Source organism: Klebsiella sp. K-Nf6 (assembly GCF_002806655.1).
GTDB lineage: Bacteria > Pseudomonadota > Gammaproteobacteria > Enterobacterales > Enterobacteriaceae > Klebsiella > Klebsiella variicola.
The window spans coordinates 16,389-42,586 of the sequence record NZ_PIBN01000001.1 but is presented as its reverse complement, the minus strand read 5'-3'; the positions used below and the strand labels follow the sequence as shown (position 1 = coordinate 42,586).

27 protein-coding genes are annotated in these 26,198 nt (G+C 56.6%); 20 read left to right on the top strand and 7 right to left on the bottom strand.

Annotated elements, in window-relative coordinates:
* Positions 1 to 54: 54 nt before the first annotated feature.
* On the bottom strand, positions 55 to 930 hold the full coding sequence (locus CWM61_RS00230; protein WP_074385865.1) for an NAD(P)-dependent oxidoreductase: 876 nt from the start codon (positions 928 to 930) through the stop codon (positions 55 to 57).
* 111 nt (positions 931 to 1,041) lie between these two features.
* Complete coding sequence (locus CWM61_RS00225) at positions 1,042 to 1,926, bottom strand: LysR family transcriptional regulator (protein WP_100630410.1); 885 nt, start codon at positions 1,924 to 1,926, stop codon at positions 1,042 to 1,044.
* A gap of 111 nt (positions 1,927 to 2,037) precedes the next feature.
* On the opposite strand from CWM61_RS00225, the gene CWM61_RS00220 reads away from it, so the two are divergent.
* Positions 2,038 to 2,781 carry a sulfite exporter TauE/SafE family protein gene (locus CWM61_RS00220; RefSeq protein WP_100630738.1) on the top strand — a complete coding sequence of 248 codons (744 nt, stop codon included), beginning with the start codon at positions 2,038 to 2,040 and terminating at the stop codon, positions 2,779 to 2,781.
* Positions 2,782 to 2,786: 5 nt separating this feature from the next.
* Here the strand turns inward: CWM61_RS00220 and CWM61_RS00215 are convergent, their stop codons facing one another.
* A complete protein-coding gene (locus tag CWM61_RS00215) occupies positions 2,787 to 3,485 on the bottom strand; it encodes a GntR family transcriptional regulator (protein ID WP_100630408.1) in 699 nt (232 codons plus the stop codon).
* Between the two features lie 255 nt (positions 3,486 to 3,740).
* On the opposite strand from CWM61_RS00215, the gene CWM61_RS00210 reads away from it, so the two are divergent.
* The 7 genes from CWM61_RS00210 (at position 3,741) to CWM61_RS00180 (ending at position 11,179) form a co-directional block, all read left to right on the top strand.
* The gene (locus CWM61_RS00210) at positions 3,741 to 5,279 is read left to right on the top strand and encodes a PTS transporter subunit EIIC (RefSeq protein WP_100630406.1); all 1,539 of its coding nucleotides are present in this window, start codon (positions 3,741 to 3,743) and stop codon (positions 5,277 to 5,279) included.
* Positions 5,280 to 5,290: 11 nt separating this feature from the next.
* Positions 5,291 to 6,619: a 6-phospho-alpha-glucosidase gene (locus CWM61_RS00205; protein ID WP_100630404.1), complete on the top strand. Its 1,329-nt coding sequence runs from the start codon at positions 5,291 to 5,293 to the stop codon at positions 6,617 to 6,619.
* A 732-nt stretch (positions 6,620 to 7,351) separates the two neighbouring features.
* Positions 7,352 to 8,797 carry a sugar porter family MFS transporter gene (locus tag CWM61_RS00200; RefSeq protein ID WP_022066173.1) on the top strand — a complete coding sequence of 482 codons (1,446 nt, stop codon included), beginning with the start codon at positions 7,352 to 7,354 and terminating at the stop codon, positions 8,795 to 8,797.
* Positions 8,787 to 9,230: a PTS sugar transporter subunit IIA gene (locus tag CWM61_RS00195; RefSeq protein ID WP_008804904.1), complete on the top strand. Its 444-nt coding sequence runs from the start codon at positions 8,787 to 8,789 to the stop codon at positions 9,228 to 9,230. The genes CWM61_RS00200 and CWM61_RS00195 overlap by 11 nt, the downstream gene beginning before the upstream one ends.
* Before the next feature lie 428 nt (positions 9,231 to 9,658).
* Positions 9,659 to 9,898, top strand: a complete 240-nt coding sequence (locus CWM61_RS00185; protein WP_008804905.1) for a hypothetical protein — start codon at positions 9,659 to 9,661, stop codon at positions 9,896 to 9,898.
* Positions 9,899 to 9,922: 24 nt separating this feature from the next.
* Entirely contained in the window at positions 9,923 to 10,063 is a 141-nt protein-coding gene (locus CWM61_RS28920; RefSeq protein ID WP_165785220.1) for a hypothetical protein, read from the top strand.
* A 189-nt stretch (positions 10,064 to 10,252) separates the two neighbouring features.
* A complete protein-coding gene (locus tag CWM61_RS00180; protein ID WP_100630399.1) occupies positions 10,253 to 11,179 on the top strand; it encodes an alpha/beta hydrolase in 927 nt (308 codons plus the stop codon).
* A 33-nt stretch (positions 11,180 to 11,212) separates the two neighbouring features.
* Here CWM61_RS00180 and CWM61_RS00175 read toward each other — a convergent pair whose 3' ends face one another.
* Complete coding sequence (locus tag CWM61_RS00175) at positions 11,213 to 12,868, bottom strand: putative bifunctional diguanylate cyclase/phosphodiesterase (RefSeq protein ID WP_100630397.1); 1,656 nt, start codon at positions 12,866 to 12,868, stop codon at positions 11,213 to 11,215.
* A gap of 295 nt (positions 12,869 to 13,163) precedes the next feature.
* Between CWM61_RS00175 and CWM61_RS00170 the strand changes: the two genes are divergently transcribed.
* The 7 genes from CWM61_RS00170 (at position 13,164) to CWM61_RS00140 (ending at position 17,190) form a co-directional block, all read left to right on the top strand.
* The gene (locus CWM61_RS00170; protein WP_008804908.1) at positions 13,164 to 13,412 is read left to right on the top strand and encodes a hypothetical protein; all 249 of its coding nucleotides are present in this window, start codon (positions 13,164 to 13,166) and stop codon (positions 13,410 to 13,412) included.
* Positions 13,413 to 13,722: 310 nt separating this feature from the next.
* On the top strand, positions 13,723 to 13,941 hold the full coding sequence (locus tag CWM61_RS00165; protein WP_002904808.1) for a ParD-like family protein: 219 nt from the start codon (positions 13,723 to 13,725) through the stop codon (positions 13,939 to 13,941).
* Complete coding sequence (gene map / locus CWM61_RS00160; RefSeq protein ID WP_100630395.1) at positions 13,922 to 14,704, top strand: type I methionyl aminopeptidase; 783 nt, start codon at positions 13,922 to 13,924, stop codon at positions 14,702 to 14,704. Before CWM61_RS00165 ends, map begins: the two co-directional genes overlap by 20 nt.
* A gap of 268 nt (positions 14,705 to 14,972) precedes the next feature.
* Entirely contained in the window at positions 14,973 to 16,088 is a 1,116-nt protein-coding gene (locus tag CWM61_RS00155) for a serine hydrolase domain-containing protein (RefSeq protein ID WP_074385873.1), read from the top strand.
* Positions 16,075 to 16,419: a hypothetical protein gene (locus tag CWM61_RS00150; protein ID WP_074385874.1), complete on the top strand. Its 345-nt coding sequence runs from the start codon at positions 16,075 to 16,077 to the stop codon at positions 16,417 to 16,419. Before CWM61_RS00155 ends, CWM61_RS00150 begins: the two co-directional genes overlap by 14 nt.
* Positions 16,420 to 16,447: 28 nt before the next feature.
* A complete protein-coding gene (locus CWM61_RS00145; protein WP_074385875.1) occupies positions 16,448 to 16,981 on the top strand; it encodes a DUF2975 domain-containing protein in 534 nt (177 codons plus the stop codon).
* Between the two features lie 2 nt (positions 16,982 to 16,983).
* Positions 16,984 to 17,190 carry a helix-turn-helix domain-containing protein gene (locus tag CWM61_RS00140; protein ID WP_004205917.1) on the top strand — a complete coding sequence of 69 codons (207 nt, stop codon included), beginning with the start codon at positions 16,984 to 16,986 and terminating at the stop codon, positions 17,188 to 17,190.
* 151 nt (positions 17,191 to 17,341) lie between these two features.
* Here CWM61_RS00140 and CWM61_RS00135 read toward each other — a convergent pair whose 3' ends face one another.
* Entirely contained in the window at positions 17,342 to 17,629 is a 288-nt protein-coding gene (locus tag CWM61_RS00135; RefSeq protein WP_074385876.1) for a hypothetical protein, read from the bottom strand.
* Between the two features lie 434 nt (positions 17,630 to 18,063).
* Between CWM61_RS00135 and CWM61_RS00130 the strand changes: the two genes are divergently transcribed.
* The 5 genes from CWM61_RS00130 (at position 18,064) to CWM61_RS00110 (ending at position 24,333) form a co-directional block, all read left to right on the top strand.
* Entirely contained in the window at positions 18,064 to 18,627 is a 564-nt protein-coding gene (locus CWM61_RS00130) for a fimbrial protein (RefSeq protein WP_004143457.1), read from the top strand.
* 76 nt (positions 18,628 to 18,703) lie between these two features.
* The gene (locus CWM61_RS00125) at positions 18,704 to 19,399 is read left to right on the top strand and encodes a molecular chaperone (RefSeq protein ID WP_077268390.1); all 696 of its coding nucleotides are present in this window, start codon (positions 18,704 to 18,706) and stop codon (positions 19,397 to 19,399) included.
* Between the two features lie 15 nt (positions 19,400 to 19,414).
* Positions 19,415 to 21,916 carry a fimbria/pilus outer membrane usher protein gene (locus tag CWM61_RS00120; RefSeq protein ID WP_074385877.1) on the top strand — a complete coding sequence of 834 codons (2,502 nt, stop codon included), beginning with the start codon at positions 19,415 to 19,417 and terminating at the stop codon, positions 21,914 to 21,916.
* Entirely contained in the window at positions 21,904 to 22,908 is a 1,005-nt protein-coding gene (locus CWM61_RS00115; RefSeq protein ID WP_100630394.1) for a fimbrial protein, read from the top strand. The genes CWM61_RS00120 and CWM61_RS00115 overlap by 13 nt, the downstream gene beginning before the upstream one ends.
* Before the next feature lie 132 nt (positions 22,909 to 23,040).
* On the top strand, positions 23,041 to 24,333 hold the full coding sequence (locus tag CWM61_RS00110) for a glycoside hydrolase family 10 protein (protein ID WP_061154620.1): 1,293 nt from the start codon (positions 23,041 to 23,043) through the stop codon (positions 24,331 to 24,333).
* 16 nt (positions 24,334 to 24,349) lie between these two features.
* On the opposite strand, the gene CWM61_RS00105 is transcribed toward CWM61_RS00110, so the two are convergent.
* Together CWM61_RS00105 and hipB are read right to left on the bottom strand one after the other, a co-directional pair.
* Complete coding sequence (locus CWM61_RS00105) at positions 24,350 to 25,672, bottom strand: type II toxin-antitoxin system HipA family toxin (protein WP_100630392.1); 1,323 nt, start codon at positions 25,670 to 25,672, stop codon at positions 24,350 to 24,352.
* Positions 25,672 to 25,938 carry a type II toxin-antitoxin system antitoxin HipB gene (hipB, locus tag CWM61_RS00100; RefSeq protein WP_038422544.1) on the bottom strand — a complete coding sequence of 89 codons (267 nt, stop codon included), beginning with the start codon at positions 25,936 to 25,938 and terminating at the stop codon, positions 25,672 to 25,674. Before hipB ends, CWM61_RS00105 begins: the two co-directional genes overlap by 1 nt.
* Positions 25,939 to 26,198 lie beyond the last annotated feature (260 nt).

The window sequence follows — 26,198 nt, the reverse complement described above, 5'->3', positions numbered from 1 at the left end:
CTCAGGATAAGTGGCCGTAATGGCCACTTTTTTGCCAACACGAGTGCGTAAAAACTACGCTTTTGACGACGTCGACAGCCACTGATACACCGCTGACAAATCCTGTCCGGCATATCCCGCGTCCGCCGCCTGCTGCCACAGTTCGGCAATGTTATCCAGCCCCGGCATGGTGTGCGGCTCGGCCAGGGATAGCGCCAGCCGGGCATCTTTCAGCGCATGCGCCAGTTGCATCTGCGGCGCGAATTGCTCGCTGGCGATGGCATCCAGTTTCACTTTGACATACGGTGCGGCCAGCGGGCCGCCTTCCAGAGCGCTCCAGAGCTGGTCGGGGGTAAAGCCCAGCGTCTTCGCCAGCTGGGCGCTTTCCGCGATGCCCTGCATCATCGAAATCAGCCAGGCATTGAGGACCAGCTTCATTTTCTGGCTGTTGCCCGCCTCGCCAAACCACTGCGTCCCGCGGGAGATAGCCGCAAACACCTGTTCGGCAGCAGCACACTTTTCACGATCTCCGCTGGCGAGCACCAGGATCTGCGCCTTCTCCGCCGGGGCTTTGGTCCCTGAAACCGGGGCATCGACGAAGGTCATCGCCGGCTGAAGCGCCCGCAGCAAGGCGATAGCCTCCTGCGTCTCCGGCAGGCCGATGGTGCCCATCTGGCAATAGATCGCCTGCGGCTGACAGGCAGGCGCTATTTTCGCCAGTACCTCAAGGGTGGCCTGCCCATCGGCGAGCATACTGATGATCACCTCGGCATCGGCGACCGCCTGCTGCGGCGTGGTATGCAGGGATAATCCCTGCGCCTGTAAATCTTCGCCGCGTGCTGGCGAGCGGTTCCAGCCAGCGACGGTAAAGCCTTTCTTCAGCAGATTGCTGGCAAAAGCATGTCCCATGGCGCCGAGTCCCAGCACCGCGACCTTTGGTAATGTACTCATCTTGTCTGTCCTGATTAGCGTCTGAATAAAAGCGGACCTCTACTATCGCATCTCTGACACGAATGTCAGTAGCCATAGCAGGCATGTAAAGTGACACTGTCACTCATGTTCTCACGGCTGTCGGAGCCACGCCAGCAAACGGCGCATCGCTGGCGTCAGCCGGGCATCATCCTGATAACACAGGCACAGGCGGCGCTGTGCCCAGCGATCCTGCAGTGCGATGACGGCAAACCGGTAGCGCTGCTGGTAGCGTTCGGCAATGACGCGGGGCAGGATAGCCCCGCCGGCGCCGTGAGCCACCATCTCGCAAAGCCCTTCAAAATGGCTCATCCGGACCCGGACGTTTAGCGCCTGGCCGAGCCCGGCGGCATGTTGTTCAATATGCTGCTGCAGCGCGCTGGTCTGGTAGAGGGCGACCAGCGGCTCATTGATGACCGCCGCAAACGCCACTTCATTCGCTCCGGCCAGAGGGTGAGCCGGCGGCACAATCAGCACCAGGGGATCATCGGCGACAGGATCCAGATGCAATGGCCCGGGGTCGACGGCATCAGAGACCACTCCAGCCTGCGCCACACCCGCCAGAATGCTGCTGACGATATCCGCGCTGGTGCGCTCTTCGGTGTCGATCTGCACCGCCGGATGCGCTGCCATCCAGGCGGCGAGCTTGCCCGGCAGAAAAGCCGACATCGCCGAGGTGTTGGCGAACAGCCGCAGCGTCCCCTGCTGACCGCGAGCGAAGGCGCTCATCGCCTGGCGCAGACGCTGCTGCTGCGCAAGAAGCGGGCGAGCATGGCGCGCCAGTACCTCCCCGGCCTCAGTCAGCGTTACGCCGCGGGCATGACGCTGCAACAGGGGAACACCGACCTCTGCCTCCAGCTTGCGCACTCTTTCGCTGGCGGAGGCCAGAGCAAGATGGGCCATAGCAGCCCCACCGGTAATACTGCCGGTATCCACGATGGCGATAAACAGTCGCAGATCGGCCAGATCCATCCGCATCACACCCTCCCCACCCTTCGGTTTTCCCGTAGTCTTAGGGCAACATACCGCATTGTGGCTTCAGCGACCAGTGGTTTCAATGTCCCTTTCTACCCTGAAAAGTGAGCCATGATGTTCGATCTTCACATCTTTTATTTACTGCTGATCTTTATCGCCGCCGGACTGGTCAAAGGGGTGACCGGCATGGGATTACCCACCGTGGCGATGGGCCTGCTTGGTCTGCTGATGCCGCCGCAGGCCGCAGCGGCGCTGCTGGTGCTTCCCTCGCTGCTCACCAATCTCTGGCAGTTGCTGGCAGGCCCCGCGCTGGCGCAGATTGTACGCCGCCTTTGGCTTATGATGACCGGGATTATTATGGGAACGCTGGCGGGGTCGTCACTGCTGATCAGCCTCAATCCTCGGTGCTCAGCGCTGGCGCTTGGCACCGTATTGATAGCCTATGCCGGGTATGCGCTCTGTGGCCCGGCGTTGCAGGTTTCCGCCCGCGTGGAGAAGTGGCTGTCGCCGCTCATGGGCGGGCTGACCGGCGTTATCACCGGGGCGACCGGGGTATTTGTTATTCCGGCCGTTCCCTGGCTGCAGATGCTGGGCTTTCGTCGAGACGAGCTGGTGCAGGCCCTGGGGTTGTCGTTCACCCTCTCCACCCTGGCGATGGCGGCCGGCCTCTCCCTGCACGATGGCTGGCATGCTGATTCGCTGCAGCTGTCGGGGCTGGCGTTGTTGCCCGCGCTACTCGGCATGTGGCTGGGACAGTGGATCCGCTCGCGTCTCAGCCCGCGACGCTTTCGTCAGGGTTTTCTGCTGTTCCTGCTGGCGCTGGGAATGGAGCTGATCGCCCGGGGATGGCTGATCTGAATCCGCTAGCGGCGGGTAATGTGCTTCACGTTGTACTTACTGGTGTTCTGGTAGATCTCTGATAAATCGACGATCGCCCGGTTTTGCGCATAGCTGACAGACTGCACCCGCAGCAGGAGGCTGTTTGGCGCTACCTGAAGCAGCTCGGCCTGCTCGCGGGTCGCCAGCACCGGCGTATAGCTGCGGTGGCTCTCGATGATGGTGATATGACACTCTTTTTTGAAATAGTTGAATTTAGACTGCTCGAGGTTACCCACGCTGAGCCAGGGAAAGGCGGCGAATGGAATATAGCTGTTTTCCACGAGGATCGGGACCTCATCAATCAGCCGCAGCCGTCTGACGTAGTAAACTTTTTCCCCCGGCTGGATCTTTAACTGCTGAGCGATGGCCGGTGGGGCATCAAGCAGCGTGAATTCAATGACTTTGTTACGGTAGTTGGTGACGCCTACCACCTGCATCTGGTAGTTAAAGCCCTCCAGTTCTCCGCCGTGATAGTTACTTTTACGCACAATGCAGGTTCCGCTGCCGTGCCGCCGCGCGATCAGCTTTTCTTCCTCCAGTAGCGCCAGCGCTTTGCGCAGCGTCATCACCGAGACCTGCAGCTCCGCAGCGAGCGCTTTTTCGCTGGGCAGCATATCGCCCACGGCATAGTCGTCGCTGTTGATGCGGGCCTTCAGTTCAGTGGCAATCTTTTTATAAATCACTTTTAGATGTCTCGCTAAGGTGGCGCTCGTCAAACAGATAAGAGAATAACTTAATGTAAATAAAAGATTATTTTTACATTGCAGCGAAAATTTCAACACTAACTCATCTATAAATCTCGCCATATTTATATATCTGTCCGACAACAATATATATGACTTTCATCACAGATGGCCCTTTTCCTGCTCGGGATCCCGGTGGTCTGCTCCTAGTCTGATAAGCCTATTCATCAGGTCTGCGAAGACGAGAGGACAACCATGATTGGCGTGAAAAAGCTTCAGGACTTTTCCAGGGCAATGATCGGGCCGGTGCTATATCTGCCGGCTATCGGCCTGTTGATCGCCCTGTTCAGCATGACCACCAATCGGCTGTGGGTGGATGAAAGCAGCGCGCTCTACCTGTTGGGGAAATTCGTCTCCAGCATGCTCTGGGCGCTGATGAACCATCTCGGGTTTCTGTTCTGCCTTGGGCTGGCCAGCGGCCTGGCGAAAACCCGCAAAGCCGAAGCGGCCTTCGTGGCGGCGATGACCTGGCTGGTGTATCTGGCGGCGAACAATAGCTGGCTGACCCTGACCCATCGCCTGGCGGCCGGGGCCACCAACGCGCAACTGTACGGCAGTGGACAAACCTTTATCTTTGGCTTTCAGGTCATTGATATGGGCGTGTTCCTTGGGATTATCCTTGGCTGCGCCGTCGCCTTTGTCCACAACCGCGTGGTCGGCATTGAGTTTCGCGGCGCGCTGTCGATCTACGGCAACAGTAAGCTGGTGCTGATCGTGATGCTACCGCTGGTTGGCCTGTTTGCTATCGCCACCGTCTATCTCTGGCCGGTGGTTGAGCTGGGCATTTCGGCGCTGACCGGCTTTATGAAATCCTTTGGCGCCATCGGGGTCTTCCTGTACGGTTTTCTCAACCGGTTCCTGATCCCGACCGGGCTGCATCATCTTATCTGGTCGCCGTTTGTCTTTACTTCCATCGGCGGACAGCTGCTGATTGATGGTCAAACGGTTATTGGCGCCAAGCCTATTTTCCTTGCCGAAATCACCCGTCATCCCATCGGGGCGCTGAGTGATTCCGCCCGTTTTCTCACCTATGGCATGGTGAAGATCTTCGGCACCGCCGGCATGGCGCTCGCCTTCTACCGTACGGCGAAACCGGAGAATAAGCAGCGGCTTAAAGTCACGCTGATCCCCTTAATTGTGACCTCCGTTCTGGTGGGGATCACCGAACCTTTTGAGTTCCTCTTTATCTTCACCGCCCCGCTGCTGTGGCTTATCTACTCCCTGCTGGACGGTTTTTTCCAGATGCTGGCCTGGCTGCTTCACGTGCGGGTCTGCGCCACCAACGGTCTTATCGATTTCGTCGTCTATAACCTCCCTGCCGGCGCCAGTGCCACACGCTGGCCGGTGTTTGTCGCCCTCGGCCTGCTGGAAACCGCCACCATGTACCTGGTCGGCACCTTCTGTATTACCCGTCTGCGGATGCTCACCCCGGGCCGTGAATCGGCTGCCGATGCGGAGACTTCCGAGCAGACGGGCCAGGCAAGCGAGAGTGCCGATAAAGGTACGCTGGTGATTGCGGGACTGGGCGGAAAAGAGAATGTCTGCGTAGTGGAAAACTGTTTTACCCGTCTGCGGGTCGATGTGCGCGACCCCGCCCTCATCCAGCCGTCGCTGTTGAAAGAGAGCGGCGGGAGCAGCGTGCTGATCAAAGGCAACCATGTCCAGGTGATCTATGGCCTGGGGGTTAACAAAATTCGAACGGCGGTCAACGCCAATCTGGGTGTTACTGAATAACGAGGTGGTAAATGAAAGATAATTTTGTGGTCACGATTGCCGGCGGCGGCAGTACTTATACCCCAGGGATTGTAATGATGTTGCTGGAAAATATGTCGCGCTTTCCCTTGCGGGAGATCCGTCTGTACGACAACCATCACCAGCGTCAGAAAACGATCGGCGACGCCTGCGCCATTCTGGTGGCAGAACGTTTCCCGCAGGTGACGTTCAGCTATACCACCGATCCGCAGGCGGCCTTCACTGACGTCGATTTTGTGATGGCGCATATTCGCGTCGGCTTGTATGAGATGCGGGAAAAAGACGAAAAGATCCCGTTAAAATATGGCGTGCCGGGCCAGGAAACCTGTGGTCCGGGTGGGATTGCCTACGGCATGCGCTCCATTGCCGGGGTGCTGGAGCTGGTCGATTATATGCAGCAATACGCTCCGAACGCCTGGATGCTCAACTATTCCAATCCGGCGGCCATTGTGGCGGAAGCCACCCGTCGCCTGCGACCCGACGCACGCATCATCAACATCTGCGATATGCCGGTGGCTATCGAGGGGCTGTTTGCCGACATCCTCGGCCTGCCGTCGCGCAAGGCGCTGAACGTCCGCTACTATGGCCTGAACCATTTCGGCTGGTGGACCCGCATCACCGATAAAGCCGGTAACGATCTGATGCCGGCGCTGAAGCGTCACGTGGCGGACCAGGGGTACAGTAGCCCAAAAGAAGATTTTCAGCATAAAGCGCCAAGCTGGATCGAAACCTTTAAAAAGGTGAAGGATGTGTTTGCCCTCGATCCGTCGACGCTGCCTAACACCTATCTGAAATACTACCTCTATCCTGACTATGAGGTGGCGCACGCCGATCCAGACTTTACGCGGGCGAACGAGGTGATGGCCGGACGTGAAAAAGAGGTCTTCGATATGGCCCGGGAGATTACCCGTCGGGGCACGGCGGAAGGCGCGCATTTTCATGCCGGGGCCCATGCCACCTTTATCGTCGACCTCGCCTGCGCCATCGCCTTTAACACCCAGGAGCGGATGCTGTTGATCGTGGAAAACAACGGGGCGATCGCCAACTTTGATGAGACGGCGATGGTGGAAGTCCCCTGCCTGGTGGGCGTCAATGGCCCGGAGCCGCTGGCGATGGGGAAAATCCCGTCGTTCCAGAAAGGGTTGATGGAGCAGCAGGTGGCGGTCGAAAAACTGGTGGTTGACGCCTGGGTTGAGGGTAGTTACCAGAAACTGTGGCAGGCCATCACGCTGTCGAAAACGGTGCCCAGCGCCGCGGTGGCGAAAGCCATCCTCGATGAACTGATCGTCGCCAACGAAGGCTACTGGCCCGCACTGCACTGATCTTTTTCGTGATGAGTAAAATGCAGAGGATCCCCCTTCTCTGCATTTTTACCCAGCGTTCCCGCCGGCCACACATTCATCCTATAACCTCCCCACGGGCTTTCTTCCCCTCCAGACCGATGCCAGAAGGCCGCCATCCTCGTTTTACCCTGATCACAGTAATGAAATATAAATTCTATTCTTCGATATTATGGCGTAAAAATGTGATCTGCGTTGTATTCTTTGATTTACATTAACCCACTGAAAACAACATCATTATTACCATGATGTAAATTTAACCTGGTTTTCATGAGGATATGCGCCCTGTATCCTTTGTGATTGGCTTCATGCATTTACCATTCTGCAACACCAATTTGAAATTAAATTTTCATAATGTGATCTTGTTGCATGTTCATTCCATTTCTTTGTGCCATATTCATGTCACGCTAAAACACCGGAACGACAGCAACGAGCCGCACCAGGGCGCTGTCCACCGGCAGACGTCGGTGCATCCGGCGCAATTAAGACCGCTAATAACCCGAAAGGAGAACGGATATCGACTACATCCATGTCAACACCAAGCCGTAAACCTCTTTGACCGCCATTGCTGAGCGTACCCTGCCATGTGCTGAGCAATTACACAAAGAAGAAAAATCATTTAGTTCAGTTAGATACGACAACACAGGCGTAATAAATCCTGACTGGGGAGATGTATTTTTATCTTGTGTCGTTCAATAAAATAAAGGGACTACCATGTCATTTATAACAAACCTGAACCAGCAACAGAGAAAACGACTTCATCAGATTACCTTAGTGGCCACCTTCGGCGGCCTGCTTTTCGGTTACGACACCGGCGTAATTAACGGCGCCTTTTCCTCACTGAAGCAGTATATGGCGCTGACCCCAACCACCGAAGGGCTGGTGATGAGCGTCCTGCTGATCGGCGCCGCGCTGGGCAGCGTGTTTGGCGGCAAGTTTGCCGATTTCTTCGGCCGGCGCAAATATTTACTCTTCCTCTCCTTTATTTTTCTTATCGGCGCCCTGCTATCCGCCGCGGCCCCCGATATCACCACCCTGCTGATTGCTCGTGCCCTGCTGGGATACGCCGTCGGCGGCGCGTCGGTCACCGCCCCCACCTTTATTTCTGAAGTGGCGCCTACCGAGATGCGCGGCAAACTGACCGGCCTGAATGAAGTCGCCATCGTCATTGGCCAGCTGGCGGCGTTTGCCATTAACGCAATAATCGGCATTATCTGGGGCCACCTGCCGGACGTCTGGCGCTATATGCTGCTGGTACAGGCCATTCCCGCTGTCTGCCTGTTTGTTGGCATGTGGCGCGCGCCGGAAAGCCCGCGCTGGTTGATCAGCAAAAACCGCCACGAGGAAGCGCTACATATTCTCAAACAGATCCGCCCGGCGGAACGCGCGCAGAAGGAGTATGACGACATCTCCACCCTGATCAAAATTGAAGCCGGCAATAAGTACAGCGCCCAGGGCACCTTCACGACTATCCTCAAAACGCCATGGATCCTCAAAATTTTGCTGGTCGGTATTACCTGGGCTGCACTGCAGCAAACCACCGGCGTCAACGTCATTATGTACTACGGCACGGAAATTCTGAGTGCCGCCGGCTTCTCAGAGCGTACCTCGCTGATCTGTAACGTGCTGAACGGTGTCTTCTCCGTCGGCGGTATGCTGATTGGCGTGCTGTTCCTTGTCGATCGTTTCAAGCGTAAGACGATCATTATCTACGGCTTCGCCATTATGGCCACGCTGCACCTGATTATCGCCGCTGTCGATTACACCCTGGTGGGCGATCTGAAAGCCACCGCCATCTGGCTGCTGGGCGCGCTGTTCGTCGGCGTGATGCAGGGTTCCATGGGCTTTATTACCTGGGTGGTATTAGCCGAGCTGTTCCCGCTGAAATTCCGCGGGCTGTCGATGGGGATCTCGGTATTTTTCATGTGGATCATGAACGCGGTGGTCAGCTACCTGTTCCCGCTGCTGCAGGCGAAACTGGGCCTTGGGCCGGTCTTCTTCATCTTCGCAGCCATCAACTACTTAGCGATTCTGTTCGTGGTCTTCGCCCTACCAGAGACCTCCAATAAATCGCTCGAGCAGTTAGAAGAAGAGCTGTCAGCGAATCATGAGGGTAAAAAATCTACGCGTCTCACCAGGGAGGTTGGCTATGATCGATAACATCACGCTGGATAATCTGCATATCGGCTGCAAGGCCAGTAATAAAGCGGAAGTGATCGCCATGATTGGCGCGGAGTGTAAAGCCAAAGGGTATGTGAATCAGGAGTGCGTTCATTTTCTGCTGGAGCGTGAACATCAGGTTTCCACTTTTTTGGGGAATGGCATCACCCTGCCGCATCTGCCGAAATCCGCGACGGATATCATTCTCAAAACCGGCATTGAGATCTTTCAGTTTCCTGATGGCGTAATCTGGGATCGCAGCAACGTCATGTTTATTGCCATCGGCGTCATCGCGAAAGAAAAAGAGCATATTGATGTGCTCAAAGAAATTGCCTCTATATTTAGCGATGAGTTGATCGCTAACGCGCTGTCATTAATTTCAGACAAAAATGACTTCCTGAAAATTCTGCAACATAACGCCTTGCCTCATTAGGTACGACGTCAGCCGGAGCTGAGGCTCCGGCTGTTTCAGACCACTTCCGCAAACGGCCAGCGGTTAATAGTGAATAGCTTTTAATTTAGCTGGTGATAGAGCCAGATAAAATAATAACAATGGAAATTAATGCCATTTTCTTAAATTGATTGATGAGAATATTTCACCGCATCAGGAAATTAAAAAATGCAATAAAAACAATTAGTTTTGTGTTTTTATTCACTTATTCTCTCTCCTTTCTATTGCCATTCCGCGATCGCCGAATGCCAGTGTTTACTGCGCTATCCCATTAATATTGATTTATATCAATACCTCGTCGGGCGTTAAACTGCATTTTACAGCGCGATTATTTTGGCAAGGTGTATACGACATTGGTTTTACGACTTGGATATTTCTTTAGCCGTCCCTCAAGCCTGTGGGGATGGTTGATGTGTAACGCGCTTAACGGTATCGCGATTGTGCTCTGCTTTCGCGCGATAAGCATCGTGACGGGCTTTAGCGAAGTGGTCTGGCAGGTCATCATCACGCTGGCTATTATTATATCAACCTGGTACAGCGCTAATTATTTCGCTGCGCTGGAAGCTCGACGCGATAAACGACGCTTTCTGCTGCTGGCCTGGGTGGTCATCACCATTCTGTTAAATTTCATTCACCTCGGCGGTGGTTAACGCTGTTAATGCAAGGATCATCTCATGACGCTGGCGATGCTGTTGGTGCTTATCAGTCATCATAAAGGGCTGACGCTGTTACTGATCGTGGTTATTGCGCTGGTGTTTATTGCGCTCATCCCACTGGTAAAAAGGCTGTTGCGTAGCATCAACGGCGATCCCTGACCGTGCTCTGATGGCCGCCGACAGGCGGCCATATATTCTCCGTTTTGACGTCTTCCGCCACCAGCCCCGCCCGGCATTCCACGCTGTCCCAAAGCGCTTAAAAGAAATGAGAACCATTATCAAACAAGCTGTGTTACCGTGTCTGCCCAACAACAATGACAGATCAAAGAATACAGGGGGTTAGACAAGGTGAAGCGGAATTCAGGGAGCATCCGGGCACGCGGGCTGCTGACGCTGGCGGTTGGCATGCTCTTCTACAGTAGCAGTAGCGCCGCCCGGCCGGACCTTCAGCCGCTGGGGCCAAACATCGCGGATAAAGGGTCAGCGTACTATCATTTTACGCAACGTCAGTATGACTCCGCCGATGGCGAACGCCACTACCGGGTGTGGACTGCCGTGCCGGACAAAGCCCCGCCCGCCGCCGGCTATCCTGTGCTGTATATGCTGGATGGTAACGCGGTGATGGATAAGCTTAACGACGCCCTTTTGCAGCAGCTCTCCGCTGGCTCCCCGCCGGTGATCGTCGCTATCGGTTACCAGACGACGCTGCCCTTCGATACCGCCGCCCGGGCCTGGGATTACACTCCGCCGCTAAAGACCTTCGAACCGCGAGCCGGGAAACCCGCGCTGCCGCCGCGAAAAACCGGAGGTAATGACCTGTTTCGTCAGTTGCTGACCGACACGATGGTGCCGCAAACAGAAGCTCACCTGAAAATAGATCCCCACCAGCGCGCGATCTGGGGCCACTCCTACGGCGGGCTGTTTGTGCTCGACGCGTGGCGGAAGACCTCGCTGTTTCACCTCTATTATTCAGCCAGCCCGTCGCTGGGCCAGGCGCAGGAATCTCCGCTGAAGGGCAGCGAAGCTTTAAGCGCCACCGCCTTCTCCGGGAAATCGCTGTATCTGCTGGAAGGTGATGGCAAAGCTGCCCGGGAACCCACCGGCCACGTGGCTTCCCTGAGTGTTTTGCGACAAACCCAGCAGCAGCTGGCCGACAAAGGCCTGACGGTGGCTTTCTGGCGCTTCCCTGGTATGACGCATGGTCAGATGTTTGACGTCTCGCTGCAGTCGGCTCTGCTGCATCTTTCCGGGCAGGCTCCGCTGGCGCATCAGTAATGACGCTGCGCCCACCCGCAGCCGGTGGGCGTATCAGGACGACGGAGGCAGGTGTTTAATACCCACCGGCTCGCCGAACAGAAAGCCTTGCATCTCGTCACACCCCTCCTCTTCGAGGATCTGCAGTTGCCCGGCGGTTTCCACACCCTCGGCGATAAGCGGCGTATTAATTGATTTTCCCAGCGAAATGATGGCCCGCACGAATGAGCGGACCTGGGGATTACTCTCCACATCAAGCATAAAACTGCGGTCGAGTTTAATCACGTCAAAATGGAAATCGCGCAGCATGCTCAGGGAGGAGTAGCCGGTACCGAAGTCATCGAGCGCGATACTGATCCCCATTTTTTGCAGATGATGCAGAACGCTAAAGGCCAGCTGCTTATTGATGATGAACGCCGTCTCCGTCACTTCAAACTCAAGGAGGCTGACCGGATAGGCGGTACGCATCAGGATCTCGCGGACTTTTTCAATAAAACTGCGGTGGCGCAGTTGCACCGGCGAGATATTGACCGAAATTTTTTTATTCAGCCGATTTTCCAGCGATTCGCTACATACCTGCTCCAGCACCCAGTAGCCTAAGGGCACAATAGCGCCGCTCTCCTCGGCAACAGGAATAAACACATCGGGCGGGATCGACCCCTGCTGGGGATGCTGCCAGCGCAACAGCGCTTCGTAACCCGTGATCCGGCGATCTTTAATATTGCGGATCGCCTGATAGTGAAGCGAAAATTCTCCTGCATGAATACCGCGCCGGATGTCGGCGGCCATCATATTGCGCTGCCGCGTCTTGTCATCCATCTCGCGCTCGTACCAGCAAATCTTGGTGTCGAGACTGCTTTTCGCCCGGTACATGGCCAGGTCGGAATTGCTCAGTACCGTATTAATATCCGTGCCGTCCTCCGGGTAGACCGAGATGCCAATGCTGGCGGAGAGAACCACTTCCGTTGCGGCAAACGTCTGCTTACCGCTGAAGCAGTGCCAGAGTCGGGTGGCAAAGGCATCTACCTCACTCTCATCGGCGAAAGGTTTAACGGCTACAAACTCATCGCCGCCAAAGCGCGCGACCATCTCCTCCTTCTGCAGCGTTTTCAGCACTGCGCCTGCCACACGCTGCAGCAGCTGGTCGCCAATAAGGTGTCCTTCAAGATCGTTAATCTCTTTAAACTTGTCTAAATCGATGGTGAAAATGGCAAAGCGGCGGGCATCATTACCGGTGATCAGCTTTTCCACCCGCTCAAAGAACTCCACCCGGTTAGGTAAACCAGTCAGCGCATCGTAGCGCGCCATCCATGCGATGCGGTCGTTAATCGCTTTTTGTTCACTGATGTCACGAGTGATTTTGGCAAAACCCAGCAGGGTGTTCTGCTCATCGCGGATGGTGTCGATCATGACGTGCGCCCAGAATCGGGAGCCGTCTTTGCGGTAACGCCAGCCTTCCCCTTCGAACTGCCCGCTACGCAGGGCGATTTCCAGGTTTTTCGCGGGTACACCGGAGAGTTGCTCAGCTTCGCTATAGAAGAGACCGAAGTAGCAACCGATGATCTCGTCGCTCAGGTACCCTTTTGCCCGGCGAGCGCCCTCATTCCAGCTGATGACCATACCGTCGGTGCTCAACATGTATATGGCATAATCTTTAACACTTTCAATAAAGTGACGATAGGCAATATCCGTCAGGTGTTCATTACTCATGGTACAGCGCTCTCTGTGGCTCGGTCGTGGCAAAACCCACTAGATATAGCAGAACAACGCCCATGATGAATACAAGGTGAAGCGTTTTGTTGCCGCCTTTCTGGCCCTGGCAACCGCAGATAGCGCGGCGGACAGCTCTGTTAAGCGTAGTGGAATCCACTGCGCCGGGTGATGACAATCTGACGATTTTTGCACTTAGGTCGCCCACTAATAGTTACTTTTATTGATTAAAAAGTTTGATTGAAAGAATAAATAAAAGGAGTAATGTTAATAATACTTTCTATGGAGGTTAAATATGTTGCGTGATTATTTAAAAGTGGAAAAAGAAGATCAGCTTGTTGAACAACAGAGCCGTCATGACAATAGCCAGCATTATTCTGCGGTGACTGAATGGGTTATTTTGAGTAAAGATGGTCAGCGTAAAGGTCGGGTATCCCTGTTCGACCGTTTCACCACCCGCCGCTCCTGGAGCGACAGCTTTCGCATTACGCAGTTCGATAATGCGGGTAAAGTGGTGGTGGATAAACTCACTGACGCGCTATAACTCCCCCGGATTCCCGGCCTGACGGGAGAATATTCATACGCAAAATTAACACCTGCATAAAATATAGTGATGCGCCGCGCTTCGCCGCCGTCATGTTATTTTCATTCTGCATACCGATAATCTAATGGGTATTTTCGCCATGGTGAATGGCGCGAATGATTAACCCGAAAAAAATGCTGAAAATAAGCCCGCTGGTCGGGCTTTTTTGCGTGGGCCTCTCGCCTCCCCCCCGGTCACGACACAAAATGCCCATGACATCCCGTGCCGGTCTGTATACGATACATATACGAATCATATATGGACTGTCTCTATGGGAATCGTCAAAATCTCCGATCTATTGCACGATGATATTCGTGATGCCAGCAAAGCTATGTCCCGCTCCGTCAATGCCCAGGCGGAATACTGGATCCGTCTGGGCATGATGAGCGAGCTCTACCCCGAGCTTAACCACCAGCAGATCAAACTGCTGATGCTGAAATCCGGCTCTGACCGTCTGCTGGAGGTAATCAATGCCATCAATAATCATTAAAACCGCCGATGAACTCGCACGTCAGCGCCATGCCGGCCAGCTGCTGGCGTCGGTGTTTGATATGCTGGATACCTTTATCGTTCCCGGCGTAACGACGATGGCGATTAACGATCGAGTGGAAGATTTTATCGTCAACCAGCTGCATGCCCGCCCGGCCAGCAAGGGGCAATACGATTTTCCCTATGTGTTGAACACCTCCATTAACGATGTGGTGTGCCACGGGATCCCCAAAGCGACCGAACATCTGCGCGCCGGGATGATTGTTAACGTCGATATCACCCTGGAGAAAGCGGGCATGATTGCCGACTCCAGCAAGATGTACCTGATAGGCGACGTCTCTCCGCTGGCCCGCCGGCTGGTAAAAACCACCTATGAAGCGATGTGGAAAGGCATTGAGGTGGTAAAACCTGGCGCGACGCTGGGCGATATTGGCCACGCTATTCAGCGCTGGGTCGAGGACCATGGCTACAGCGTGGTCAGAGAATATTGCGGTCACGGCGTCGGCCAGGAAATGCATGAGGAACCGCAGGTGCTGCATTACGGCCGCCCCGGGGAAGGCGCCGTGTTGCGCGAAGGAATGGTGTTCACCATCGAACCGATGGTGAACCAGGGCGACAGCCGCATCAAAACCAAAAAAGATGGCTGGACGGTCGTCACCCGCGATAAAAAACTCTCCGCACAATGGGAGCACACCGTGGCCGTCACCGCCGACGGTTTTGAGGTGCTGACGTTACGCGACGACGAGCAGTCGCGGATCCGCTAAGTTTTCGTCTCCCGGTATATTGGCATAGCCGACATTTCTCGCTGGCGAGTACCGCCCTTCGCCAGCGCACTTTATCCCCTGACCTCTATTGTCCCCAGCGTTCTCCACACCGCGCCGGGAGTGTCTGCTTTACCCCTCATAAAGTTAATTATAAAACGATAAAAACTTATTGTAAAACGATAAACAACAGGCTAACCTGCGCTCACTTTAACACCAGGGAGAAGCAGTATTCGCTCACCTGGATTTCGTACCGCGTTAAGGAGAAAACATGCGCTGGAACCGCTATCGCCGGGACAGACAGATCATTGCCGCCGTGCTGGTTTTTACCGTCATCGTGGCGGCAGGAATCGCCCTGCAGCCCGGCTTTCATCCCCCCAGCTCCCGGACGACGGGGGATAAACAGCTGGTCTCGATATTAACGCCCCTGCTCAATGGCGCCCGCGGACAGGTCGCCGCAGCGCTGATTACGCCTCAGGGGGTGCGCTACGGTCTGTGGGGGAGCGAGTATACGACGCAGTATGAGATCGCCAGCCTGAGCAAAACCATGACCGCCAGCCTGCTGCTGGAGGCTATTCGCCGCGACGAAGTCACCGCGCAGACGCCGGTGTCGGCGCTGGTCCCGGAGATTGTCAGCCCGGTGCGGGATGTTACCCTGGAGCAACTGGTTTCTCACCGTTCAGGACTGCCACCGCTCACCGCGTCGGTTGGGCAGCGGCTGGCTATTCTGAGCGATATTGCCCGGCGGCAGAATCCCTGGCGCTACGATCGACCCGCGCTGATCGCGATGATGAACCAGGCCACCCTGCAGCCGACGAAATGGTTTGATTATTCCAACGCCGGGTTTGCCCTGCTCGGACTGGCGCTGGAGCGAGCGTCCCATCGCGATTTTGCCACACTGATGGCGCAACGGGTCTTTGCCCCCGCCGGAATGCAGGGCGCGGAAGTGGCCCGGCACAATACCCCAGCCTCGCCGACGTTTACCGTGGGCTGGTCAGCCTCTGGTTTCCCTCAGCAGCCATGGGTGATGGACGCCTTCGCCCCCGCCGGCGGCGTACGCGCCACGATTGTCGATATGGCGAAATATGCCCATGCGCTGCTGGCAGGAAACCTGGCGGGCAGTGAAGGCATGCCCCCCCTGTTCGCCACCGATGATCCCGATTCCCGGGTGGGTTATGCCTGGTTCACTACCCGCGTCCGCGGACGGGAGATCGTCTGGCATGACGGGCAGAGTGGCGGCTTTGCGGCAATGATGGCCTTCGACCGACAGCGACAGACCGCGGTAGTGATCCTCTCCGATACCGCCTGGCCGGTGATCGGGCCTGCCATCAAGCTCTTACTGGCTGCCACCCCTGATGAACAGGAGGCGCGTAATGAACGGAATTGACATCCTCTGGGCGCTGTTAACGCTGTTGTCGGTGATCCTGTTTATTTCCGGCGACTGGCTGGCGCAGCGAAAAATACGCCTGCTCAATTATGTTTTGCTGGCGACCGGGGTTATTTATCTCGCCGAGGTTTTCCAGACCCTGCAGAATCTCGGCAAAATGGGCTACCTGTTCCGGATGCTGACCTGGACCATCCAGGCGTCATTCATCACCCTCAGCCTCTACCGCGTCTGGACCCGCCCGTGGTTTGCCAGCCGTCGTCGCGGCGTCCGGGCGATGAGCGTTGTCTTCGCCGTGGCCCTTATGTCATGCTTGACGCGGCTGGTGCTTTAATTATTCTCATCAATCAGGAAGGTAAATTGTGAAGCAATCCAGAACCCGGCTGAGTCTGGCTATTATTAGCGGCATACTGCCCCTCTTTTTTATGCTCGCCCTGATCGTGCCGCTGTGGATCTTCTTTACCGGCGAACGTTATTTTCTTTCCACCCTGCTGCACTTTGCTGACGTGCCGTTAACCGACAACCCGGCCCAGACGCCGGGGATGGCGAGACGTTTGCTGCTGCTGGCCCTGCTGTATCTTCCGGCCGGGCTGTTCGCGTTTGCTATCTGGCAGGGCATGAAGGTGACCCATAGCGTCCGCCAGCGCAGCGTGCTCAGCCTCTCCCTGGCGCACAGCGTTCGTTACATCGCTCTGGCCATGGTGGGCATGGGGATCCTGTTGCCGGTGTGTCGCTTCCTGATCCCGCTGCTCGCCTGGTGGCCACAACCTTATTATCAGGTGGTGTTTCTGCTCAGCGACGGCGTGCTGCTTCTGACGGGAAGCTTGCTGTTTGTGACATTTCACGCCATGCTCCACGGGATCCGTGCGGAAGAAGAGAATAAGGAGTTTATTTAACGATGGCTGTGGTGGTGAATCTGGACAAACTGCTGGTGGAAAAAAAGATGACGTCCAGGGCGCTGGCGGCCTTTGTAGGCATTACTGAACAGAACCTGTCGCTGCTCAAGTCGGGAAAGGTCAAAGGCATCCGCTTTGATACTCTGTCCCGCATCTGCGAGGCGCTGGAATGTCAGCCCGGTGATATCCTCGCCTGGGAACCCGACTGACGCCATTGCCGCTGCCGGGCGACGGTAAGAATTGTTTTCATGAATCATTCTCTACGCGCGCGTCGCCCCAGTGGTTCACTGCTGAGCGCGCCTAAACCGTCCTACTGTTTTCGTCCTGCATCCGCTTACCCTTCACCGCGTTTTTCTGACCTTAACGATAGCGAATAATCACATCCGCTTCACTGTGCTGTGTATTTCGCCAGTGGAGACTGACCTCACCGCGGTTATCCGGCATCGTATAGCGAGGTCGGTGGCCAGCCAGGGAGACCTGTTCCGGTGAACGGTGCTGGCATGAAACATCGAGATGATCTTGCTGCGGGGCGATAAGACAGGCTGGGTTGAGGATATGACCCGAAAAGTGTACCTGGCCGGAGAGCGCAGCAGACGACGCCAACGGCGCCAGACACAGACATAACAGAGCGAGACGGGACGGAAACATAGCAATCTTCCTTGATAGCGGGTGACACTGAGCGGCACACAATGGTTTCTGTGCCATACAACCTGCGGCTTCCTGCCGTCACTCCACGCTACTGCAAAATAGCGGCAGCGTAAATGATTATTCCGGACTGCCCGGTCAACTGCCGGGAATAACAGCAACTCGTTGGCAACAAGACTTATTCCTGGAATAATGCACTCTGTGTATAGAACTCAATTATAATATCAAATGAGATTATACTTACACTAAAAAATAAAGAATGTTACAGCTTAACACACCTTATCAATGGGCCTTTACGATGTTCTCCGTATAATCCCGCCCCCGACGGCAGTATACATTAGCGATGCTTACCGTTTTTTTGTGAACAGAAATAAAAAACATGCTTTAAAAATGTTAAACGATTTAATTAACTTGTGATTATTTAATAGGGTTTGAGTATGAAAGAAAAAGGCACCCTGCTGGTTGTGGGTTCACTGCTGGCCTTAAGTCTGGCTACTGTGACCACCGCCCGCGCGGCGGGAACACTGAATTTCACCGGTAAAATTATTAACGAGTCCTGCCAGATCGCTAACAATGGTGGCGATGTGAATGTCGATTTTGGCAACGTCGATATGTCGGCGCTGAAATCACATGAAGCGAAAACCGCAGAAACGCCGTTCACCATCAACCTGACCGGCTGCCCGCTGGCACAGAACATCAGTATCAGCCTGGAGGGTACCCCGGACACCAATGCTAACGGCACCAGCGCCGCCGTGCTGGCGCTTTCCGACGCCGCGGATACCGCCAAAGGCGTGGGCATTGAAGTCTTCTCTTCTCCTGATGGCTCAACGGAAGGCACTCAGCTGACCTTTGACAAGCAGAGCAAAACGGCGGTTTCGCAAGCCGACGAAAACGGTGATATTGCATTTAACTTTATTGCCGATCTGAAAAGCGATTCCTCACAGGATGTGACTGCCGGCAATATTAATGCCACAGCCAATATTGATATTGTTTATGAATAGAATGTTCTGATTTCCGCCGTTATCAAGGGCAGTTCCCCTGCCCTTATTTTCACTTCTCGTGACCGGATCCTCAATTATGCAGTGTTATAAAGTGGCTTTTATCCTGAGCCTTCTCTTTTGCCCGTTCCTGGCGTCTGCCGCCGGGGTTGCCATTGCCGGCACACGTGTTATTTATAATGAACAAAGTCATGAGGCCGACATTACCGTCAAAAACACGAATCCTCACGATCCGGTGCTTATTCAGAGCTGGGTTGACGATCTGGCTGATAATAATAAATCACCCTTTATCGTCACCCCGCCATTGTTCCGTCTGGACGCCGGAGACAGCAACGATCTGCGCGTGCTGTTAACCTCGCCGCAACTGCCGCATGACCGGGAGAGTTTATTCACCCTGAACATCAAAGTGATTCCCGCCAATACCGCGCCGGCTGGCGAGAACATTCTGCAATTTGCCATTAAGAATCAACTTAAGTTAATTTATCGCCCGGCAGGGCTCCCCGGCTCGGCGCTCGACGCGGCGCAGCACCTGCGCTGGCACGTCAGTGGCAACCACCTGCAGGCGGAAAACGCCTCTCCCTATTATGTGACTATCACCACGCTCAGCTGCGCGGGCCAGAACCAGAAAACACCGCTTGAGCACAGCGTGATTGCCCCTCACAGCCGTGAAGAGTATGCCCTGCCCGGCGAGGCCTGCGCCCACGAGGTGAGCTGGCGCATACTGGATGACTTTGGCGCTGTGCAGACGTTTAGCGCCCCCGTCCCGGCGCACTAACCGCCTGAAATCGCGATGCGCCACGGCCCGGTTCATACCGTTACCGTCGTCAGCCTCTCCATCCTGCTTGCCGGACAGAGCGCCCCCTTGCACGCCCAGGCGACCTTTAATATGGATCTGCTGGAAAAAAACGATCATTTGCCGGCGGTGGATCTTCAGCGCTTCAATCAGCAAACGAGCCAGCCGCCTGGCGACTATCCGGTGAACTGGCAGGTCAATGGCGTCACGCTGGACGCCCGTAAGATCATCACGTTTCGCCAGAACGATCGCGGACAGTTGACGCCCTGCCTTCAACGGGAAGACCTGGTGCAGGCGGGGGTTAATCCGGCGGTGCTGGCACAGGCACCCGGCGCAACGCCCCGCTCATGCCCCGAACTCACCACGCTACTGCCGGGCAGTACGGTCAATTTCGATTTTGCCCATCAACGGCTGTTAATGACCCTTCCCCAGGCGCTGATGACGCACCAGGCGAGGGATAATGTTCCTTCTGCGCTGTGGGATGAAGGTATCAGCGCCCTTCAGAGCAATTACCGCTATTCAGGCGCCAGCCAGCGTACCCGCGAGGGCAGCACCGAGCGCGATAACTATCTGATGTTGAAAAGTGGCGTGAACGCTGGCGCCTGGCGCCTGCGCGCCAGCAACAGCCTGACCGCCAACAGCGATGACAAGCCCCACTGGACCACCAGCGGCGCCTGGCTTGAGCGCGATCTGACGCGCTGGCGGAGTGAACTGACGCTCGGGGATACCTTTACGTCGGGCGATGTGTTCGACGCGGTACAGTTTCAGGGAATTGCCCTCGCCTCCAGTGATGCGATGCTCCCGGACTCGCAGAAAGGTTTTGCCCCGACCATCCGCGGGATAGCCAGAACTAACGCCCAGGTCACGGTTCGACAAAATGGCTACGTGCTGTATCAAACCTATGTTACCCCCGGCGCGTTTGTGATTGACGATCTTTATCCCACCGCCAGTAGCGGCAATCTTGAGGTTGCCGTCAAAGAGTCGGATGGCGAAATCCGCCGGTTCACCCAGCCGTATGCTTCGGTGACCAGCATGCAGCGCGAAGGCAACCTGAAATACAACCTGGTCGCCGGGCGCTATCATAGCGACGATGCCAGCCAGCAGCCGTTGATGATGCAGCTGTCGCTGATGCGCGGATTTGCCCACAACCTGACGCTGTTTGGCGGGCTGCAAAGCACGGGGCAATACCACAATCTCTCGGTCGGTGCGGGACAAGGGCTGGGCGATGTCGGGGCGCTCTCGCTGCAGCTGTTAAACGCCCGTGACGGGCAGCAGCAGGATCCGATCGATGGCCGGGCCTGGCAGCTCCAGTACAGCAAAGGTTTTGACCGTCTTGGCACGCAGTTCACCTTCACCGGCTGGCGTTATTCACATCTGCGCTATGCCACGCTGAGCGAGGCGTATTCCAGCAAGGATCCCGACGCCGACTCGCAGGATAACGACAACAAAAAAGCGACTCTGCAAATCACCGCCAGCCAGAGCCTGCCGTACGATATTACCCTCTATCTGAGTCTCGATCAGGACAGCTACTGGTCAGGGGGTGCCCCGCAGCGTACCGCCAATATGGGGATCAGCAGCCAGTTTCACGGTATCGCGTGGTCGCTCAGCTACAGCGACTCTCACAGCAGCGACAGTGACGAGGATGACGACGAGCCGCACTCCGATAAAGTAGTGACATTGTCACTTTCAGTGCCGCTGAGCCACCTGCTGCCGGGCAGCTATGCCGGCTATACGCTGACCTCCTCCCGCCACAGCGCCGACAGTCAGATGGTCAGTCTCAACGGCACCCTACTGGATAATCACGCGCTCAGCTACGCCGTCAGCCAAACCCTCGATCAGCAGAACGGGCACAGCGGCAGCCTGACGGCCGGCTACAGTAGTGGAATGGGCGATCTGAATCTCGGCTACAGCCGCGATTCGCAGGCCACTCGCCTGAACTACGGCGCCAGCGGAGGTATCCTGATTCACCGCCACGGGGTGGTCTTTACGCCGGAAATGAATGGTTCGGTTGTACTGATTGACGCCGGTGGCGCCAGCGGTGTGACCCTGGCCAACCAGAAAACCATTGCCACCAATCGTGACGGGTACGCCGTGTTGCCCTTTGCCACCGCCTATCACCGCAACGACGTCTCCCTCGACAGCCACTCGCTGCCGGAGAATGTGGATCTGGCCAACAGCACCGTGACGCTGGTGCCCACCAAGGACGCGGTGGTGCTGGCGCGTTTTCACACCCACGTTGGTTATAAAGCGCTGTTTACGCTGCAGTCGCAGGGACAACCACTGCCCTTTGGCAGCGAAGTACGCGCCAGGAACACCAGCAGCATCGTTGCCAGCGAGGGGCAGGTGTACCTCGCTGGCCTGGCGCCGAAAGGCACCCTGTATGCACAATGGGGGCCAGGCCCTCAGCAGCACTGTACTGCCCGCTACGATCTCACCCCGACGCTGGCGCAGACACCCCATCCACTCATTTTACAGCAGACGTTAACATGTCCTTTTTAACTCTCCTGCGTCGGGCCGCTCTGACGCTGTTACTCGCCCTGTTACCGGCCGTCAGCGGATGGGCCTGTACGCCGGTGTTTGTCCGCGGCCAGGCCAGCACCCTTCGGCTGAACGTGGGGCAACTCACCGTGCCGGCTGACGCCAGACCGGGCACCCCGCTGTATCACAAAAGTTTTGCCTGGAATCGCCTTAGCGACGGCGGCGAACAGTGGATCCGCTGTGCGGACGACCCGCGTGGGCTGTCGCCGCTACAGCTGAACAGTTTGCTGTCCGGGGGAGCGACGCGACCGACGGTTTATCAAACCAATCTCGCCGGTATTGGCGTTCACGTATCGCTGCGCGCTATCGGCGGCTATGGTGGTTTTCCTGACCGGCCGACGCCCTCGCCGTTTAGCCAACGGGTGAACAATCCGGCCATATTGCCTGATGCGGTGTGGAAACTGGGCTATTTCCGCCTGACGATTGAGCTTATTAAAACCGGTCCCGCGGCGACACCGGGCGAGCTTGAGTATCACAGCGAGCACTTTTTAATGGCAGAGCATACCCCGCTGGCCGCGTTAGACTTAAGCGGCAGGGTCAACACCGCGGGATGTTCCGTGAATGACACCACGCCAGCGCTGATTAAGCTGCCCGCCGCGATGCTTGACCACTTCGGCGGCGTCGGCAAAACCACCGGCGATACCCCTTTCGCGCTGCAGCTGGATTGCAACAGCGCGGTTACGGTTTCCCTGCGTGTTGACGGCGCAGAGCCCCTCACCGCCCGGGGGCATGGCGTTCTGCGCAATGACGCCACTGACGACCGGGCGCAGGGTATCGGCGTGCAACTGCTTTACCATCGTCAGCCGGTCGCCCTGAATCATGAGATGACGCTGGGCAGCGCCAGCCCGGGACGGTTTACCCTGCCGCTCACTGCCCGCTACTACCAGACACGTCCCCGGATCACCGCCGGCCAGGTATCGGCCGTCGCGACCTATACCTTGCATTATGACTAGGCGATGACGAACCGGCGGATGAAGGAATTGCTCTGACCCACGAATCGTAAGAGAATAGCCGCTACACGCGACGATCTGAGTACACGGGAGTTCATCATCAGCCATTCTCGTCGATTCCCCTTAGCCAGCAAAGTGGCGCTGGCCGGTGCGGCCGTCATTGCCGCGGGCATGCTGTTCAGCTGCACCAGTAAGGCCCCTAAATCCCTTGTCACGGCGCCGAACACTACCGCCGTCAAAGCCAGCCAGACGCACCGGGAGCCGGTACGCGGCGTGTGGCTCACCACCGTGTCGCGCCTTGACTGGCCGCCGGTCGGGTCGATTATCGCCAGCACGCCGGAAAGCCGCATCACGCAGCAGAAGCTGGCGCTGATCGCCAAACTCGATAACCTGCAGCGCCTGGGTATCAACACCGTCTTTTTCCAGGTGAAACCCGACGGCACGGCGCTCTGGCGGTCAGATATTCTGCCGTGGTCCGATATGCTGACCGGCAAAATCGGCGAATACCCCGGCTACGATCCGCTACAGTTTATGCTGGATGAAGCGCACAAGCGCGGTATGAAGGTTCACGCATGGTTTAACCCCTATCGTGTCTCGGTCAACACCAAACCGTCGACCATTGCCGAGCTGAATAACACCCTCACGCAGGTGCCGGCCAGCGTGTTCGTCCTGCACCGTAACTGGATCCGCACCGCCAGCGATCGCTTTGTCCTCGATCCAGGCATTCCCGAAGCACGGGATTGGATCACCAGCATCGTCGCTGAAGTGGTGCAGAACTACCCGATTGACGGCGTGCAGTTCGACGACTATTTCTACACCGAAACCGCCTCTTCACCGCTTAACGACAATGAAACCTTCCGCCGTTACGGGCAGGGTTACGCCTCGAAGGGCGACTGGCGCCGGCATAACACCCAGCAGCTCATAGCCCAGGTTTCCACTACCATCAAAAAGCTCAATCCGAACGTCGAGTTTGGCGTGAGCCCGGCCGGGGTGTGGCGCAACCGCTCGCACGATCCGGCGGGGTCGGATACCCGTGGCGCGGCCGCGTATGATGAGTCCTATGCCGATACCCGCAGCTGGGTGCAGCAGGGACTGCTCGACTACATCGCGCCGCAGATCTACTGGCCGTTTGCCCGCGATGCCGCGCGCTATGATGTGCTGGCCAACTGGTGGGCCGAGGTGGTTAAGCCGACGCATACCCGGCTGTATATCGGCGTGGCGCTGTACAAAGTGGGTGAGCCGTCCAAAAATGAGCCTGACTGGACGGTGGATGGCGGCGTGCCGGAGCTGAAAAAGCAGCTCGACCTCAATGAAACTCTGCCGCAGATCCAGGGCACGATCCTGTTCCGCGAAAATAACCTCAATCAGCCGCAAACCCGACAGGCGGTCAACTATCTGCGCAGCCGCTGGGGGCAGCCGCAGAGCTAACCGCTAGCCGGCTTCGCTATAACGCCTGCAGCCCTTGCTGCAGGCGGGCGTGCAGTTTCAGCATATTTTCCGTAATGGCCCGCCAGACGTGGGTGGAAAAGTCCGCCGGCAGCGTCCGGCGAGCGCTTTCGATAGCCTGCGGCACGCGCTCGGCAAACTCATGAAGGATCGCCAGCATCTGCTCCCGGGGAAAGTTCACCGCTTTGGCGGTTGCCAGAAAATGTCGCGGATAGATAGCGTTAATCTCCGTTTTCCGCCCTTTTGTGGCATTGAGCCCCATCGACAGCTTCAGATCGCGCAGATGCAGTCCCGTGCCGCCCAGCACCGGAAACGCCGAAATGATGTCGTAGAACGGCGTTAGCCGGTAGCTGCCGCCGGGCAGCAAAAAGAGCGAGAAGTTCTTCGCATGCCCGTCCGTTGCCCCAACCAGCCACTGAAAGACCATGAATTTCATAAAAGCATCGCGGTCTTTCAGGGCTTCACTGGAGCCCAGCAGAAAGGCCATGATTGCCGCAATACCCGGCCCGCCGTCAGATTCATATTTCATCGACGACGGTATGCCAAAGGCCTGACACAGATCCTCCTGTGGCAGACGCAGCAGTACCCGTCCCTCCTGCGCCCAGCGCCGGTCAAAGCGGGTCACCGCCAGCGCGCGGATCCGCGGCGTGGTGATAATCTCTGCCTCCGGCACCGCCAGGCCCAGTTCCCTGGCCAGCGCCAGGCACAGAAACTCGTTATCCACGCTTTCACGCAGATCCAGCGTCGCATTAGGCTGCTTTATCTCGCCAATGGGCAGTTTAATAATATGCGTGGTCGGCGTGGTGCCCTGCGGAATACACCAGTGCTCGCCCATCCGCAGCAGCGCCGTTTTCTCCTGGGCGCCGGCCACCGAGATACGGAAATCATCCTGGCCGGTAATCATCCCGAGAGGAATATCCGACTGGTAGGCGGTCAGCAAAGCGGTGAGCTGCGCCTCGTCCAGCGTCTGCCAGCGCAACCCCTCGAGGTGCGCCTCTTCTCCCGGCGGTAGCAGGGTCACTGCCCCTACGCTATCCCTTCCCACTTCGGCCAGCAGATCGAACGGCTGCTTCGAGCGCGCCTGATAGCGCCTGACAATCCGATCGCGAACCTGCGGGCTGTCGGGCAGCAGATTATCAAAATAGTGATACACCGCGTCGGCGGTGATATTGCCATACTGCAGCGGCAGCGAGAGGGAGAGCGGTCTGGCACGCGGGCTGCGCAGCCACTCTTCGTCGTAGCGAAAACTGTGCGCCCCGTTAGCCTGGCGGGTTAAGATTCCCACGCGCACATTGTTCATCCAGGTGGTAAGCGTCGCCATTACCAGTCAAGGTCCGTATTGTTATCGGGAGCCGGCGCCGTCTCTGTGGCTTTGGCGTTCAGCGTCATCACCACCCCTAGCGACTGGAGGATCTTAAACAGCGTGGTTAAGGTGGTTTTGTCGGGGTGATTTTCAAAATTGGACAGCGTCGCCTGCTTAATACCGATCCGCCTGGCCAGCGCATCCTGGGTCCAGTGGTTCTGCTGGCGCAGTAGCTTCAGATAATTGGCCAGCTGCACGGGACTGTATATCTGCGGGGAAGTCATCGCCTTGTTCCTCACCATCATTTATCCCCCTATCGGGATAAACTTGGTTTTATACCCTATAGGGGATAATGTCAAGGTTATCCCCTGGTAGGGATAGGAGAATAATTATCCTTGTGTGGGGATAAAACAGGAAGGATGATAGCCGGAGACACCTGTACATGCCCGGTGGCGGCTGCGCCTTACCGGGCCTACGGGCTGTCTCTGCCCGCGCCGTAACGATCCAGGCCGGGCAAGCGCAGCGCCGCCCGGCAACAGGCAGC

Bases quoted from the DNA above. Each gene is read 5' to 3' on its own strand.
- CWM61_RS00115 (WP_100630394.1), top strand. From the start codon at position 21,904: ATGTCCTTTTTAACTCTCCTGCGTCGGGCCGCTCTGACGCTGTTACTC.
- CWM61_RS00175 (WP_100630397.1), bottom strand. From the start codon at position 12,868: ATGAGTAATGAACACCTGACGGATATTGCCTATCGTCACTTTATTGAA.
- CWM61_RS00120 (WP_074385877.1), top strand. From the start codon at position 19,415: ATGCGCCACGGCCCGGTTCATACCGTTACCGTCGTCAGCCTCTCCATC.
- CWM61_RS00205 (WP_100630404.1), top strand. From the start codon at position 5,291: ATGAAAGATAATTTTGTGGTCACGATTGCCGGCGGCGGCAGTACTTAT.
- CWM61_RS00230 (WP_074385865.1), bottom strand. From the start codon at position 930: ATGAGTACATTACCAAAGGTCGCGGTGCTGGGACTCGGCGCCATGGGA.
- CWM61_RS00140 (WP_004205917.1), top strand. From the start codon at position 16,984: ATGGCTGTGGTGGTGAATCTGGACAAACTGCTGGTGGAAAAAAAGATG.
- hipB (WP_038422544.1), bottom strand. From the start codon at position 25,938: ATGACTTCCCCGCAGATATACAGTCCCGTGCAGCTGGCCAATTATCTG.
- CWM61_RS00220 (WP_100630738.1), top strand. From the start codon at position 2,038: ATGTTCGATCTTCACATCTTTTATTTACTGCTGATCTTTATCGCCGCC.
- CWM61_RS00170 (WP_008804908.1), top strand. From the start codon at position 13,164: ATGTTGCGTGATTATTTAAAAGTGGAAAAAGAAGATCAGCTTGTTGAA.
- CWM61_RS00185 (WP_008804905.1), top strand. From the start codon at position 9,659: ATGTGTAACGCGCTTAACGGTATCGCGATTGTGCTCTGCTTTCGCGCG.
- CWM61_RS00195 (WP_008804904.1), top strand. From the start codon at position 8,787: ATGATCGATAACATCACGCTGGATAATCTGCATATCGGCTGCAAGGCC.
- CWM61_RS00210 (WP_100630406.1), top strand. From the start codon at position 3,741: ATGATTGGCGTGAAAAAGCTTCAGGACTTTTCCAGGGCAATGATCGGG.
- CWM61_RS28920 (WP_165785220.1), top strand. From the start codon at position 9,923: ATGACGCTGGCGATGCTGTTGGTGCTTATCAGTCATCATAAAGGGCTG.
- map (WP_100630395.1), top strand. From the start codon at position 13,922: ATGCCATCAATAATCATTAAAACCGCCGATGAACTCGCACGTCAGCGC.
- CWM61_RS00155 (WP_074385873.1), top strand. From the start codon at position 14,973: ATGCGCTGGAACCGCTATCGCCGGGACAGACAGATCATTGCCGCCGTG.
- CWM61_RS00150 (WP_074385874.1), top strand. From the start codon at position 16,075: ATGAACGGAATTGACATCCTCTGGGCGCTGTTAACGCTGTTGTCGGTG.
- CWM61_RS00165 (WP_002904808.1), top strand. From the start codon at position 13,723: ATGGGAATCGTCAAAATCTCCGATCTATTGCACGATGATATTCGTGAT.
- CWM61_RS00130 (WP_004143457.1), top strand. From the start codon at position 18,064: ATGAAAGAAAAAGGCACCCTGCTGGTTGTGGGTTCACTGCTGGCCTTA.
- CWM61_RS00105 (WP_100630392.1), bottom strand. From the start codon at position 25,672: ATGGCGACGCTTACCACCTGGATGAACAATGTGCGCGTGGGAATCTTA.
- CWM61_RS00200 (WP_022066173.1), top strand. From the start codon at position 7,352: ATGTCATTTATAACAAACCTGAACCAGCAACAGAGAAAACGACTTCAT.
- CWM61_RS00135 (WP_074385876.1), bottom strand. From the start codon at position 17,629: ATGTTTCCGTCCCGTCTCGCTCTGTTATGTCTGTGTCTGGCGCCGTTG.
- CWM61_RS00225 (WP_100630410.1), bottom strand. From the start codon at position 1,926: ATGCGGATGGATCTGGCCGATCTGCGACTGTTTATCGCCATCGTGGAT.
- CWM61_RS00125 (WP_077268390.1), top strand. From the start codon at position 18,704: ATGCAGTGTTATAAAGTGGCTTTTATCCTGAGCCTTCTCTTTTGCCCG.